The organism is Sedimentibacter hydroxybenzoicus DSM 7310 (assembly GCF_013403245.1).
Taxonomy (GTDB): Bacteria; Bacillota; Clostridia; order Tissierellales; family Sedimentibacteraceae; genus Sedimentibacter; species Sedimentibacter hydroxybenzoicus.
On record NZ_JACBNQ010000020.1, the window covers coordinates 21,423 to 35,360 of the forward strand.

Below are 13,938 nucleotides of genomic sequence, written 5' to 3' on the forward strand. Positions count from 1 at the left end.
AAGTATGAAGTTAGAGGTTAAGTTTTATGATGAAATTAACGATGAAGATTTAAGGTTTGCTGTAATTATGGCGAAATATGATAGTAAATGGATTTTTTGCAAACATAGAGAAAGAGAAACATATGAAATTCCCGGTGGTCATAGAGAAGAGAATGAAATAATATTAGACACTGCAAAACGTGAATTACAAGAAGAGACAGGAGCAATTGAGTTTAAAATTGAACCTATTTCAATATATTCAGTTATAAGGAAGAATAGCATTAATAATAAAGAAAATGAGTCGTTTGGAATGTTATTTTATGCTGAGATATATACTATCAAAAAATCATTAGAAAATGAGATTGAGAAAATTGAATTGTTTGAAAAAATTCCGGTTAATCTGACTTATCCGGAAATTCAACCTTATTTGTATAACAAAGTGATTGAAAGTAAGGGAATAAAATAAGTTCAATGAAGTTTCCAAGTCAACAAAATAGATATCTTATTTATGATAAGCTTCACCTGCATTTATTTTGAATGCGCGGTATATTTGTTCCAATAATATGATTTTAAAAAGCTGATGAGGAAATGTCATTTTAGAAAATGACAGCTTAAAGTCAGCTTTTTTTATTACATCCTCTGACAGACCGTTGCTGCCTCCGATGATAAAAGACATATCAGAAATACCGTTGATACCTAAATTGTTTATTTTATCGGCTAATTCTTCGGAGCTGAGTTGTTTTCCCCTTATATCCATAACGACAACAAATGAATTTTTAGGTATGCTGTTAATTATTTTTATACCTTCCTTGATTTTTACTTGTTCTATTTCTGCCAGAGAATAGGTGTCATCCGCTCTTTCGTCAGGTATTATTTCTTCTGTCAACTTACAGAACTTTGACAATCGTTTTGTGTATTCACTGATGGCATCAATAAAAAACTTTTCTTTTATTTTTCCTACGGATATAATTGTTATTTTCATAATTCACCTTATTTGAAACATTATTATTTGCTTTATTAATTATAGTATATCATAAAAAAACAATTATCTACATATTTTTTGAATTTAAGAGGAAACGTTTACAAGTTTTTTGTTGATTAAATTTTAACTGTGTGTTATAATTTTTTAATATAACGACAATTGAGGTATATTATGATGAAGATAAAAATAGTATTGATTATTTCATTATTGATTTGTTTTTTTAGTATACAAGCTTACGGAGCAACCGAAGAACCTGTTAATGCAGATAAATTGATTGACGATTTAAAGAGTACATATGGCATTAAAGTAATAATACAGGATAAGGATGATAACATAAATTATAATGATTGTTTGATAGTGCTGGACAAAGGTCTAAGCAGATTCCCTGACGGCTTAATTAAAGAAATAACAGATTATTATGCTAAAAAAGAAATCAGCACCAATATTATTGTTAATAAAACAGAAAAAATCAGCGACTTATTTTCAGAATATGTAATGAGTGACTCGTCTGCAAATATTTATATAAATACATTGCTATACAGAAATTCATGCGTTGCTTCTGAAGAAGGGTTTATTTATGAAACAGGTCATTTTATAAGAGATTACATATTTGAAATATATGGATACGATAAATTAAAAAGTGAATTTGAAAAATTAAATTCAGGATATAATTACGGTACTTGGGCAGAAGGATATGAAAATATATTTTTAAATAAACATGCAGCGGCCTCATTTAAGGAGGAGGTTGCTAATTTAATTTGGTATACCGAAATTCATCCCGATAAACTTAGAAATATTAGTGATGGGAACTTTACGATTATACATAAGAAAATAGAGATATTATCTAATGCAGCAGAACAGAGTTTTTCGTCCGTAACAAAAGAAACGAATCTTTGGAATGAAGCATTACCTCAAAAACCGGATGAATGGGCGAGAGAAACGATTGAAAAAATGGAGACAGCTTCCTTAATACCAGAGGAATATGAAGGAATATACAGAGCATATATAACAAAAAAAGATTTTTATAATTTGACATTTAGTATTATTGAGAAAAAAATAGGCAAGGAAAGCTTTTCAAATACATTCGGTATAGTAGAAAAGGAAGAATATACGAGTCTGGACCCATTAAAGGGAGAAGCATATGTTAATATAGATGTGTATGATTCCGATGAAGATAACTACATAACAAGATTAGAAATAGCTAAGTTTTTTGGTTATGTCAGCAATAAATTAAATAAGGATATTTCTGATTATAAAATAGTTGAATTTGATGATATTTCCAGTGTAAGCGAATCAGAAAAATTATTTATTTATTATGTTTCAAGCAACGGATTATTAAATGGAAACGGCACCAGCTTTAAACCCTTTAAGAATTGCACCTATCAGGAGTCATATTTAATGTTGATGAGATTATACAATTTCTTGTAACATGTAATAATTTATATTTTAATAATAACTCTTTTTGTGATATAATACATATATCATACCATCGCCTCGGCAATGCAAGAGAGCTTGCGCTGCACTCGGCTCAGATATGATATAATGGTAAAACAATGAGGGCGGACTATGTTTGACTTAAGAAGTATTGTTGTCGGCATTATACTAATGCTTAAAAAATATACTTGCATCAATATTACCATATATGCAGATACAACTGATGAGGATTACAAAAGCGGCATTCTTGTTTTACCACTAATAGGATTTGTCATTGGTTTTGTTGCGTTTTTTATAGCTGGTCTAAAGTTTTTTTATGACAGCTTTTTTATTGGCGCATTAATTTTAATTTATTTGAATATAATTACAAAATCAGTTAATATAAAAGGTACATATGTCTCATTAAACTCTCTTTTAAAGACCAAGGACAACAATGAGCAAGTAACCGGTATGATCGGTATAATATTAATAAATTTATTGTATTTTTCATTAATTGGAATTATTCCTGCAACCGGCTTGATAATTATGCCTCTTGCGGGATATTCGAACCTTATTATATTGAGCTTTATTATTAAAAGCAATAAAGAAGATACATCTGTTATGAAACACTGTGAAAAATATCATATTATTTTTGCATTTGTAATTTCATTTTTATTGACTGTAATTTTTAACTATCGTTTAATTATTTCCTTATCATTGACATATATGTTTACAGGAATAATAATAAGCTTATTTGATGAAAAAATCGGCAAAATAACAGAATCCTTTGAGGGCTTCATAATAGAAATAACGCAAGCTCTGTTTTTGATAATAACGTATATGATGTATTTATAATATTAATTTTATTGATAATTTTGAAAGGTGAGATTATGCATACCGGCAAAAAGATACTGTTAGTAGAAGATAGTCGTTTTATAACAGCAGTAGTAGGAGATTATTTAAAAAAGAACGGTTTTGAAATAGATAGCGTTGCAACCGGTGAAGATGCAGTAGAAATAGTATGCGGTCATTCAGCTTGGGATTTGATACTTATGGATATAGAATTAGCAGGCGAGATGAATGGCATAGAAGCGGCTAAAATCATAAATAATCATAAAGAGCTGCCTATAATATTTCTTACGGCTAATGCTTCTGATACAATAATTAACCAAATAAGAAATATCAGTGCTTACGGTTTTATAGAAAAGGGAATGGATAACACCGCCTTACTTGCGACAATTGAAATGGCTTTAAAGCTTCATGATGTTAAATCTGAAATTAAGCAGAAGGAATCTATTTTAAATGCTGTAATTAATTCTGTTCAGGACGGTATGATTATGACGGATGACAAAGGTTATGTGTCTCTTTGGAATCCTGCTGCAGTTCAGTTGTTTGGCTATACAAAGGATGAGATGCTGGGCAAAGAGCTTCATGAGCTTACAGCAGCCGAAAGCATGAATAAGAATGATATTATTAATAGCTTATTTGCAGATAAAAAAGTAAAAGAATTAAAAATCAAGCATAAAAACGGACAAGTTTTTGATGCTGAGATTTCTACTTCAACGCTAAAAATTAATGATAAGGATTATTTTGTAGGAATTTTCCGTGACATAAGCGATAGGATCAAAGCAAGAGAAGAATTAGAAAAATTATCTGTAACAGACTATTTAACCAATACTTATAACAGAAGATTTTTTGTAACCAGATTGGAAGAAGAAATTGAACGCTCAAAAAGAACCGGAAGAGTTTTTTCGATTGCAATGTTAGATATCGATAGATTTAAAACAATAAATGACAAATATGGTCATAGCATAGGTGATTTGGTTTTGCAAAGTATAACCGGTTATATAAAGAAAAGGATACGTAAAGTTGATTGTCTTGCACGCTGGGGTGGTGAGGAATTTATGATATTACTGGCTGATACACCTATAATTAATTCCGGTGTACTGTTGGAAGATTTGAGATTAGGTATCAGTAAAATTGAAATTCCAAATGTTGACAGATTTACAGGAAGCTTTGGAGTAGTAGAATATGCTCCGGGAGATACAGCAGATATGATGATACAAAAAGCAGACAGCATGATGTATGAAGCAAAGAAATGCGGAAGAAATTGTATAAAATATATGATGTAGCTGTTTAAAGTATTTTTGACAAATAAAAAACGCTGTAGTATAATCAAAAAAGTACTTTTGAGAGCTTTCTGCTCCATTGTGGAAGAAAGTTCTTTTTATATACAGGATAACAATTTATATACGGAGGATAGCAATGGAAAATAAAAAGGTAATATTCAGCGGTATGCAGCCATCAGGTTCACTTACTCTCGGAAACTATTTAGGAGCATTGAAAAACTGGGTTAAGCTTCAAAGCGAATATGACAGCTACTATTGTGTGGTAGATATGCATGCTATAACAGTTCCGAAGGAACCAAAGGATTTAAGAAAAAATACATTTGAAGTACTTGCAAATTATATAGCAGCGGGCATTGACCCCGAACAAGTAACATTATTTATACAATCACACGTTTCGGCACACGCAGAGCTAAGCTGGATTTTAAATTGCTTTTCATACTACGGTGAATTAGGAAGAATGACTCAATTTAAGGATAAATCTAAGAAGCTTGATCACAATGCCATTACTGCAGGTCTGTTTACGTACCCTGTTTTAATGGCATCAGATATTCTTCTTTATCAAGCAGATTTAGTGCCTGTAGGGGAGGACCAGAGACAGCATCTGGAAATTACAAGAGATATTGCTACACGATTTAATAACAGATTCAGTGAAACCTTTAAAATTCCCGAACCATTCATAGAAAAGGAAGGCGCTAAAATAATGAATCTGCAGGAACCGTTAAGTAAAATGTCTAAATCAGATTCTAATGAGAATGCATACATATTGCTTTCTGATGATGTTGATTTAATAAGAAGAAAGTTCAAAAGGTCGGTAACAGATTCTATTGGAGTAGTTAAATATACTGATGAACAACCGGGAATCAAAAACTTATTAAATATTTATTCTAAAATAACACATAAACCATATGACGAAATTGTAGCTGACTATGAAGGTAAAGGTTACGCTCAATTTAAGGATGATGTGGCAGAGGTTGTTATCAATGAGTTGAAACCTATACAGGAAAAAATTGATTATTTATTGAAAAATAAAGATTACTTAGAGAAAATCTATCAAAGTGGTGCAGAAAAAGCAGATGCAACAGCAAGGAAAACACTTAGAAAAGTATCTAAAAAGGTAGGCTTTTTACCTAAATAATATGTATTTGGAGGAAGTATGTTAGTAATTAAAAATGGTTGCATAAAGACAATGGCAGGAGAAGACATCCCTAACGGACAAATAATTATTGAAGAAGGTAAAATAAAAGCCGTGGGAACCGGCTTGGAAATACCAAAGGATGCAGAGATAATAGACGCAAATGGTATGTTGGTTACGCCGGGATTTGTGGACGGACATTGTCATATAGGCTTATTTGAAGAGGGCATCGGCTTTGAAGGTGAGGACGGTAATGAAGCAGTTGAACCGATTACACCTCAGCTAAGAGCAATTGATGCCATTAATCCATTAGACCAAGGTTTCATAGATGCAATTGAAGGCGGAGTAACCTGCGCAGTAACGGGACCCGGCAGTGCCAATGTTATAGGCGGATCATTTCTTGCCATGAAGACATACGGCAAGAGAGTTGACGACATGGTTATAAAGGACCCTGTTGCAATGAAAATTGCATTTGGCGAAAATCCAAAGAGAGTTTATGACGAACAGCATAAATCGCCTGTTACAAGGATGGCTATTGCAGCGCTTTTAAGAGAAACATTATATGAAGCAAAACAATATAAAGAGGATTTAGAGGCCTCAGTGGAAGATCCCGATAAAAAACCTGACTTTGACCTGAAGCTTGAAGCACTGATGCCTGTTATGAGAAAGGAAATACCGTTAAAAGCTCATGCTCACAGAACTGATGATATATTTACGGCTCTAAGAATAGCCAAGGAATTTGATTTAGATATAACATTAGACCACTGTACAGAAGGACATTTAATAGCTGATGAATTAAAATCAGCAGGGAAACCATGCTTTATAGGACCAACCTTCGGTTCAAGGGTAAAATACGAGCTTAAAAATAAAAGCTTCGAAACACCAAAAATATTGCATGAAGCAGGTATAAAAATAGCAATAATAACTGATTCTAATGTTATACCGATCCAACATATAAATATGTGTGCCGGTATGGCAGTTAAAGCGGGATTACCTGAGAAAGAAGCATGGAAGGCAATAACTATCAACCCTGCACAAATAACCGGAATTGCCGACAGAGTAGGAAGCATAGAGGTCGGAAAAGATGCAGATATAGCTATATTCAAAGGAAATCCGTTGTTAGATATTGACTATGAAACAGTAATGACCATTATAGATGGGAAAGTAGTTTATAAAAATAATAAATTTTAATGACTTGATAAAGACACTATGTGGTGTCTTTCGGATTATTGATAAACTTTGTTTTCGTCATCCTGAGCGGCAGCGAAGGATCTCAGAACTTCAAAAGATGAGATTCTTCGGGCTAAAGACCTCTGAATGACAGTAACATACGATACGTTTCTTCATAGCAATGACAAATCCGAAAATACACTTTGCTATCAATTTTGGGGGACACTTAACGTGTCCCTTTTAAAGTATGAAAAAAAAGCTTGCATATTGCCTTTAAAAAGAATAAAATAATCCGTGGTTAAAAAAGGATGGTATGTATGAAAAATAAAATTATAAATATAGCAGTAATAGCTCACGTTGATGCAGGAAAATCCACATTAGTAGATGCTTTTTTGCAACAAAGCGGAGTTTTTAGAGAAAATCAGGAGTTAGTGGATCAGGTAATGGACTCCAATGCTATTGAACGTGAAAGGGGAATTACTATTTATTCCAAGAACTGTTCGGTAATGCATAATGACTATAAAATAAATATAGTCGATACACCAGGTCATGCCGATTTTTCATCTGAAGTTGAAAGAATCATGAAGACCGTCGATACGGTAATTCTTTTGGTTGATTCAATAGAAGGTCCTATGCCTCAGACAAGGTTTGTTTTACAAAAATCCTTGGAGGTCGGCTTAAGACCGATTTTATTAATAAATAAAATAGACAAAAAAAATCACAGAGCTGAAGAAGTCGTAGACATGGTATTTGATTTATTTGTTGAATTAAATGCAACAGATGAACAATTAGATTTCCCGATACTTTACGGTATAGCTAAGCAAGGTATAGTTCAATATGAGTTGGATCAGCCCAATGACAGTATAACACCTTTATTTGATACGATAATAAAGCACGTGGAAGCATACTCGGACAAAGACAATGATGATTTGCAGATGCAGATATCATCACTTGCTTACGATGATTATATAGGAAGATTAGGTATAGGCAGAGTTACAGAAGGTACAATCAAAGAAGGGCAGACGGTTTCTGTCGCTAAGCATGACGGAACGGTGGAAAAGCAAAAGATATCAAGCATATATGTATATCAGGGACTTAGCAGAATCAGTGTAAGTGAGGCATACAGTGGAGATATAGTTGTTGTATCCGGAATTTCCAATATTTCCATAGGTGACACCATATGCAATGAAAATAAAGTGATTCCGATGGAAACAATAAAAATAGAAGAACCGACACTGTCAATGAATTTCCTGATCAATACTTCGCCATTCGTCGGATTATCAGGTAAATATGTAACCACAAGGCATTTGAAGGCAAGATTGGAAAAAGAGCTTGAGATAAATGTAGGTTTAAGAGTAGAGCCATTAGAAGGAGCAGTTGACGGCTACAAGGTTTCAGGCAGAGGAGAGCTTCATTTGTCAATATTACTTGAAAATATGCGAAGAGAAGGATATGAGGTTTCAGTTTCAAGACCTGAAGTAATATTAAAGAAAATTGACGGCGTAGTAATGGAGCCTATTGAAAGAGTCTTTGTAAATACACCGGAAGTATATTCAGGCTCGGTTATATCAAAGCTCAATGTAAGAAAAGGAATGATGGTTTCAATGGTTCCTGACGGAAACTATGTAAGAATTGAATACATGGTACCTACAAGAGGACTTCTCGGTTATCGAACAGAGCTGATTAATGATACAAGGGGCGAAGGGACAATAGTCAGAAGCTTTGATCATTACGAAAAATACAAGGGTGAAATACCTCAAAGAATAAACGGAGTTTTAATATCCACAGAGCAAGGGGAGGCAATTGCTTATTCGTTGGCAAACCTTGAAAGCAGGGGGTCATTATTTATTAATCCCGGCGAAAAGGTGTACGAAGGAATGATTATAGGAATGTGTGCACGAGGTGAGGATATAACCGTTAATCCTTGCAAAGCAAAGAAACAATCCAATACTCGTTCTTCATCGGCAGATGACTCAATAAAATTAACACCCCCAAGAGTTATGACATTAGAATCGGCACTTGAATTTATCAATGATGATGAATTGGTTGAAGTAACTCCCGACAACATCAGATTAAGAAAAAGATACTTAACTGAAATAGAAAGAAGAAAACAAGCAAACAGATTGAAAACAGAACAATAATTGAACGATTGGTGAACAATAGATAAAGGGCGCGCAGCGCCCTTTATTAATATCCAATATCCATAGCCAATCAATAGCTTATTAATTGCCAATCTATTGCAAATCCATAGCTATTCCGGGTAATTTAAATTTTCTTCTTTTAAATTACATAAAACCTCATTATAAAATTTAGCTGCTTCATATTTTGCCATATCTAAATTCATATCCTGATAATTTCCGCAGGATATTGCGTCAGCTCCCGGAACTTCACCTTCATAATTAATAATAAATTCAAACATTTCCTTAATTATGTCAATGACATCGGATGAACTTAAATCACCCTTAAATATAACGTAAAGTCCTGTCCGGCATCCCATCGGCCCAAAATACACTGTCAGAGAATCATATTCATTGTGATTTCTTAGAAAAGTGGCACCTAAATGTTCAATTGTATGGAGCTCAGCCGTATTTATAACCGGTTCATTATTCGGCTCCTTCATTCTTATGTCAAAGGTAGTCAGTGTATGATTACCTACAACATCCTTTCTGGATACATAAATGCCTCTCTTCAATTTCAGGTGATTAACCTGAAAGCTCTCTATTTTTTTCATTTTCATCCCCCTCAAATTATCTCGGCCAATTCGTTATAGTCAATTATATTAGATTCCTTATATTTTGCTCTCAGAGCTGAAAAAATTTTTTTACCTTTTACATCAGTGATTCCGTTTCTTTGTAAATTTATATCGACGATTTCACTGATTTTGCTTGTTTTATTTTGCAGAACAACACTTACATTCCAGGCTGTTTCCAAAATAATCCTTCTGTCGTATTCAAATTTTTCTGCGCTTTTATACTTTGTATCATTAAATTCTAATTCTTCAATGTCCTTTATTATCAGAGCAACCTCTTTTTCATCAAGAACCACCTGTACTAATTTTTTCTGCTTTTCCGAACCGTTAATTTCTTTCATTAGTTAAAAATCTCCTATTATGTTGTAATATATATATTATACTATTTCAATCTGGAAATGTAAATTTATTATTCCGTTTTTGTTAACTTTGTAGTAAGATATGGGAAAAGCATGGAGGGATAATGATGGAAAGAACTTTAGTACTCATAAAACCGGATGTTCTGGAAAGAAAATTAATGGGGGAGATAATTTCAGTTTATGAAAAAACTAATCTTCACATAGCGGCGATAAAAATAATTAAGCCAACTGAACAAATAGCAGAAAAACATTATATAGAGCATAAAGAAAAACCATTTTATGTAGAATTAATACGTTATATAACAAGAGGAGAAGTTTGTGCTTTAATAATTGAAGGAGAAAATGCTATCACGGAAGTAAGAAAAATTAACGGCGATACTGATCCGGAAAAAGCAGAACCCGCATCAATACGAGGCAAATACGGTATATCCAAGACAGAAAACAGTGTACATTCTTCAGATTCCAAAGAAAGTTCAGAACGTGAAATAAGTATCTGGTTTTAAAATGACAGTACAAATCGATAAAATTATTTCCTTTGACAAAATTTGATAAAATGGTATAATCATAGTACAAATTACATAATGAGGTATAGGCAAGTGAAGAAAATAATGACGGTTATACTTTTAATTGCATTAGTATTTGCTTTGACAGCTTGTGATATAGTATCCGGAATGGAAACAAAAAAAGAAACACCAAGCCAGGCATTAACAAATATTATGACAGCAATAAAAGAGGTTAATAAAGAAGTACTGACAAATTACAATGCAATAAAATTAATAGGCAGCATAGATGAATCGAGCATTGCAAGAAACAAAAAAATATTTGAAAATTTAGAATATAATATTTTATCTGTTGAGGAAACTGAGGACGATTCCAAAGTCAAAATAGAAATTAAAACTAAGGATTTAACTGCTGTTTCTCAAGATTATGTGAATAAATCAGTAGCTTTGACTAATCAAAACAATAATCTTGGAGATAACAAGCTTGATGATACGGCTATGAAACAAAAATACAATGATTTGTTTGTAACAATAGTTGATGAATGTGAATACACAGAATTTAAAGAAGTAGTGGATGTTCACTTAACGAAGGAAGGCAACAGCTGGAAAATAAATTTAGATGGTAAATTTCATAATGCAATATACGGTAATTTAGTAACGGCACAAGAACAAGTTGTTTGGCCCGGTGCTAATAGTACGATTACTGTACAGGAAAAACAACAAGAAGAATCAGCGGAAATTGATAACAAGTCAAATGTTCAAAATAATTCTGATAATATTGCCGGTAAAAGCATAACTCCAAGAAAAGTCAGAACAATAAAATAAATAAACCAACAAAGTAAATTGATGGGAGCTAAAACTTTAGCTCCTATTTTAATCTCTTTTATTTTTAATATCTGTCCTCATTTTTTCATGACCACCGTCATGTATACCCGATATTTTTCCATCAATTATTCCAACATCAGCATTATCCTTTGGTTCCATTTTTCTTAACTCAGCATTGCTTTTTTCTCGGTCTCTCATTCTGTTTTTATTATTTTTCATAGCATCCTTCCTGTAAATAGTTTTATTTTTAGTATTCATTAACCTTAGAAATTTATACAAAAAATTCTAACATTCTATTCGGATTTGCATAAAATGAATGGAGGTGATTTTATGTCCGGGATAGGATTGGTATTAGGTGGCGGAGGGGCTAAAGGAGCTTATCAAATAGGAGCATGGAAGGCCCTTTGTGAATTTGGATATAATAATTATATAGATGTTTATTCCGGTTCCTCCATTGGAGCTATAAATAACTTTCTGATTCAGACAATGGATTGGAAAGATGCAACAAATATATGGCTGAATTATAATTTGTCCAAGGTATTTTTTGCAGATGGTACGGATTTAGACAGCTTAGTAAAAGCAATCAGGATGACTTTATTCGGTAAAAAGGCTCAGTTTGACAGCTTGTTTACAAGAGACGGATTTGTTAATTTATTTAATACTATAGGACTTGAAAATTTAGAAGGAACAGCTTTGGATACTTATGTAACGGTAGCGAACGTAACGGAAATTCCGGATGAAGAAAGGGTACTTAAAACAGCGATGGATTGGTATAAAGGCAGAAAATCAGGTTTCACACAATACATACATATAAAGAAGCCGGAAGCAGACTTCATTAAAGATATATTATTGGCAACCTCAGCCATACCAATCGTATATCCTCCCGAAAAAATTGGTGATCAGTATTATGTGGATGGTGCGATCAATGATGTATTACCTGTTTATCCGCTTAATAAAAGAGGGATAAATTCAATAATTGCTATATCCTGCGACAGGATAAACTATCAGGCTTTAAAAAGAAAATATCCATATGCAGATATTTTATTAATACAGCCATCAAGATATTTAGGTAATTTGTTTAACGGAACATTAAACTTTGACAACAGAAAGCTTAGAGAAACATACTACTTAGGTTACAGCGATGCTAAAAAAGCAATTAGAGGGATTGATATAGTATTGTCATCCGGATATCAACGAGATGAGGTTCTATCAGCACAACACTCAATGTGAGTGTTCAGATTGATGACAAAGTCATCAAGATGACAGGCTGTTAAAAAAGTTCATCCTGCAAGGCGCCGGAAAGACGGGCAACCGCAGCGTATTAGACATACGTGAGGATTGACCGGATGAACGGCAACGATACAGGGGGACTTTTTTAGCAGCCTGAACACTCAATGTGAGTGTTGTGCTTTTTTGAAAAATATAATACCTTTTATATTTTCAATAAGTTTGGTAAAATGTAATTAATTAAATATTAAAATAACTGATGATAAAAGAGGTGGTCAGATGAATAATGGAAATAAAAGAGTCACAAGGCTGATAGGTTATGTAAAGGGTCTTAAAGACGGATTGGACGGAGTAAAATTGTATGCAAAGTATAAGGAAGATATAGAAAGCGTTAAGCCTCAGGAAGCCTTTGAAATATTTTATTCGCTTATTGAAGAGGAAATTCAGCCTAAAGAAATTTTAGTGTTTTTAGATAAGGTTATCAATGTGTTTTATAAAAGCTTACTTAATCATAGATGGGAAAAGCCTGATAATGATAATTTCCTCATGGACTTAATAAATGAAAATGAAGCACTTGTTAAGAAAACCGATGAAATCAAAGCGTTGATGAAGGAACCGGATTTGAGCATCAGAAAGCAAAAGCTTCTCTCGCGTGTAAAAGAGCTGGAAGAATTTAATGACCACTATTTAAAAAAAGAAAATATATTGTTCCCTTATATGGAGAAAACGATGGACAAATTTCATGGATTGTCTATAATGTGGGAGCTTCATGATGTTGTCAGGAATCAAATTAAAGAAGCGGTAAATGTAATAAAGGATGACGACAGCTCTGAGCAGCAGGTTAACAAAGCAATTGCCAATTTATTTTTTGGCATATTAGGTGTAAAGAAAAAGGAAGAGCTTATTTTGTTTCCGGCTGCCAGCGAAGTGTTAAGTGATGATGATTGGTACCAGATGCATAAGCAAAGCATGGAATACGGATTTCCTTTCATTGAAAAATCAAGTTCGGAAACGATAAATGAGGAAGAAAAACAGATAATTAATAACGGTTTTATTAAGACAGAAACAGGAATTTTAAATTTCGAAGAAGTTCTTATGATTTTTAACACTCTTCCGGTTGACATGACCTTTGTTGACGAAAATAACAGGGTAAAATATTTTACAAGACCTAAGGACAGAATTTTCCCGCGATCTCCTGCGGTAATAGGTCGTAATGTAAACAATTGTCATCCGCCGGCCAGTGTACATATAGTTGAAGAAATTGTGGAAAGCTTCAGATCCGGAAAAGAAGACACGGCAAAATTCTGGCTCAATTTAAAAGGAAAAGATATACTGATTCAATACTTTGCGCTAAGGGATGAGAGCGGCAATTATAAAGGAGTACTGGAAGTCAGTCAGGATATAACAGAAATAAAAAGCCTGGAAGGGGAAAGACGACTTCTTAAATGGGGACAATAACGTATTTTAACAACG

15 protein-coding genes are annotated in these 13,938 nt (G+C 33.2%); 11 read left to right on the forward strand and 4 right to left on the reverse strand.

The window, feature by feature from the left end; genetic code table 11:
- Positions 1-4: 4 nt before the first annotated feature.
- On the forward strand, positions 5-445 hold the full coding sequence (locus HZF24_RS14395) for an NUDIX hydrolase (RefSeq protein ID WP_179239041.1): 441 nt from the start codon (positions 5-7) through the stop codon (positions 443-445).
- Between the two features lie 36 nt (positions 446-481).
- On the opposite strand, the gene rlmH is transcribed toward HZF24_RS14395, so the two are convergent.
- The gene (gene rlmH, locus HZF24_RS14400) at positions 482-961 is read right to left on the reverse strand and encodes a 23S rRNA (pseudouridine(1915)-N(3))-methyltransferase RlmH (protein WP_179239042.1); all 480 of its coding nucleotides are present in this window, start codon (positions 959-961) and stop codon (positions 482-484) included.
- A 171-nt stretch (positions 962-1,132) separates the two neighbouring features.
- Between rlmH and HZF24_RS14405 the strand changes: the two genes are divergently transcribed.
- The 6 genes from HZF24_RS14405 (at position 1,133) to typA (ending at position 8,946) form a co-directional block, all read left to right on the forward strand.
- Positions 1,133-2,389, forward strand: a complete 1,257-nt coding sequence (locus HZF24_RS14405) for an S-layer homology domain-containing protein (RefSeq protein ID WP_179239043.1) — start codon at positions 1,133-1,135, stop codon at positions 2,387-2,389.
- Between the two features lie 138 nt (positions 2,390-2,527).
- Complete coding sequence (locus HZF24_RS14410; protein WP_179239044.1) at positions 2,528-3,229, forward strand: adenosylcobinamide-GDP ribazoletransferase; 702 nt, start codon at positions 2,528-2,530, stop codon at positions 3,227-3,229.
- Positions 3,230-3,264: 35 nt separating this feature from the next.
- Positions 3,265-4,506 carry a GGDEF domain-containing response regulator gene (locus HZF24_RS14415; RefSeq protein ID WP_179239045.1) on the forward strand — a complete coding sequence of 414 codons (1,242 nt, stop codon included), beginning with the start codon at positions 3,265-3,267 and terminating at the stop codon, positions 4,504-4,506.
- Between the two features lie 133 nt (positions 4,507-4,639).
- On the forward strand, positions 4,640-5,638 hold the full coding sequence (gene trpS / locus HZF24_RS14420; RefSeq protein ID WP_179239046.1) for a tryptophan--tRNA ligase: 999 nt from the start codon (positions 4,640-4,642) through the stop codon (positions 5,636-5,638).
- 18 nt (positions 5,639-5,656) lie between these two features.
- The gene (locus HZF24_RS14425; RefSeq protein ID WP_179239047.1) at positions 5,657-6,826 is read left to right on the forward strand and encodes an amidohydrolase; all 1,170 of its coding nucleotides are present in this window, start codon (positions 5,657-5,659) and stop codon (positions 6,824-6,826) included.
- Between the two features lie 296 nt (positions 6,827-7,122).
- On the forward strand, positions 7,123-8,946 hold the full coding sequence (gene typA, locus HZF24_RS14430) for a translational GTPase TypA (RefSeq protein WP_179239048.1): 1,824 nt from the start codon (positions 7,123-7,125) through the stop codon (positions 8,944-8,946).
- 110 nt (positions 8,947-9,056) lie between these two features.
- On the opposite strand, the gene HZF24_RS14435 is transcribed toward typA, so the two are convergent.
- Both HZF24_RS14435 and HZF24_RS14440 read right to left on the reverse strand, forming a co-directional pair.
- Entirely contained in the window at positions 9,057-9,536 is a 480-nt protein-coding gene (locus tag HZF24_RS14435) for an S-ribosylhomocysteine lyase (RefSeq protein WP_179239049.1), read from the reverse strand.
- A gap of 11 nt (positions 9,537-9,547) precedes the next feature.
- Positions 9,548-9,895 (reverse strand): hypothetical protein, encoded by a 348-nt coding sequence (locus HZF24_RS14440; RefSeq protein ID WP_179239050.1) that lies wholly within the window; start codon positions 9,893-9,895, stop codon positions 9,548-9,550.
- Between the two features lie 125 nt (positions 9,896-10,020).
- On the opposite strand from HZF24_RS14440, the gene ndk reads away from it, so the two are divergent.
- Positions 10,021-10,416, forward strand: coding sequence for a nucleoside-diphosphate kinase (ndk, locus tag HZF24_RS14445; RefSeq protein WP_179239051.1), 396 nt, complete (start codon positions 10,021-10,023; stop codon positions 10,414-10,416).
- Between the two features lie 93 nt (positions 10,417-10,509).
- A complete protein-coding gene (locus HZF24_RS14450; RefSeq protein ID WP_179239052.1) occupies positions 10,510-11,238 on the forward strand; it encodes a hypothetical protein in 729 nt (242 codons plus the stop codon).
- A 48-nt stretch (positions 11,239-11,286) separates the two neighbouring features.
- On the opposite strand, the gene HZF24_RS14455 is transcribed toward HZF24_RS14450, so the two are convergent.
- Positions 11,287-11,457 carry a hypothetical protein gene (locus tag HZF24_RS14455; RefSeq protein WP_179239053.1) on the reverse strand — a complete coding sequence of 57 codons (171 nt, stop codon included), beginning with the start codon at positions 11,455-11,457 and terminating at the stop codon, positions 11,287-11,289.
- A 111-nt stretch (positions 11,458-11,568) separates the two neighbouring features.
- Between HZF24_RS14455 and HZF24_RS14460 the strand changes: the two genes are divergently transcribed.
- The gene (locus HZF24_RS14460) at positions 11,569-12,468 is read left to right on the forward strand and encodes a patatin-like phospholipase family protein (protein WP_179239054.1); all 900 of its coding nucleotides are present in this window, start codon (positions 11,569-11,571) and stop codon (positions 12,466-12,468) included.
- Between the two features lie 276 nt (positions 12,469-12,744).
- Positions 12,745-13,923: a DUF438 domain-containing protein gene (locus HZF24_RS14465; RefSeq protein WP_179239055.1), complete on the forward strand. Its 1,179-nt coding sequence runs from the start codon at positions 12,745-12,747 to the stop codon at positions 13,921-13,923.
- Positions 13,924-13,938 lie beyond the last annotated feature (15 nt).

What these genes read in the sequence shown, in the direction of transcription:
- ndk (WP_179239051.1), top strand. Translation starts at nt 10,021, where the DNA reads ATGGAAAGAACTTTAGTACTCATAAAACCGGATGTTCTGGAAAGAAAA.
- HZF24_RS14410 (WP_179239044.1), top strand. Translation starts at nt 2,528, where the DNA reads ATGTTTGACTTAAGAAGTATTGTTGTCGGCATTATACTAATGCTTAAA.
- HZF24_RS14465 (WP_179239055.1), top strand. Translation starts at nt 12,745, where the DNA reads ATGAATAATGGAAATAAAAGAGTCACAAGGCTGATAGGTTATGTAAAG.
- trpS (WP_179239046.1), top strand. Translation starts at nt 4,640, where the DNA reads ATGGAAAATAAAAAGGTAATATTCAGCGGTATGCAGCCATCAGGTTCA.
- rlmH (WP_179239042.1), bottom strand. Translation starts at nt 961, where the DNA reads ATGAAAATAACAATTATATCCGTAGGAAAAATAAAAGAAAAGTTTTTT.
- HZF24_RS14455 (WP_179239053.1), bottom strand. Translation starts at nt 11,457, where the DNA reads ATGAAAAATAATAAAAACAGAATGAGAGACCGAGAAAAAAGCAATGCT.
- typA (WP_179239048.1), top strand. Translation starts at nt 7,123, where the DNA reads ATGAAAAATAAAATTATAAATATAGCAGTAATAGCTCACGTTGATGCA.
- HZF24_RS14405 (WP_179239043.1), top strand. Translation starts at nt 1,133, where the DNA reads ATGATGAAGATAAAAATAGTATTGATTATTTCATTATTGATTTGTTTT.
- HZF24_RS14425 (WP_179239047.1), top strand. Translation starts at nt 5,657, where the DNA reads ATGTTAGTAATTAAAAATGGTTGCATAAAGACAATGGCAGGAGAAGAC.
- HZF24_RS14440 (WP_179239050.1), bottom strand. Translation starts at nt 9,895, where the DNA reads ATGAAAGAAATTAACGGTTCGGAAAAGCAGAAAAAATTAGTACAGGTG.
- HZF24_RS14415 (WP_179239045.1), top strand. Translation starts at nt 3,265, where the DNA reads ATGCATACCGGCAAAAAGATACTGTTAGTAGAAGATAGTCGTTTTATA.
- HZF24_RS14435 (WP_179239049.1), bottom strand. Translation starts at nt 9,536, where the DNA reads ATGAAAAAAATAGAGAGCTTTCAGGTTAATCACCTGAAATTGAAGAGA.
- HZF24_RS14460 (WP_179239054.1), top strand. Translation starts at nt 11,569, where the DNA reads ATGTCCGGGATAGGATTGGTATTAGGTGGCGGAGGGGCTAAAGGAGCT.
- HZF24_RS14395 (WP_179239041.1), top strand. Translation starts at nt 5, where the DNA reads ATGAAGTTAGAGGTTAAGTTTTATGATGAAATTAACGATGAAGATTTA.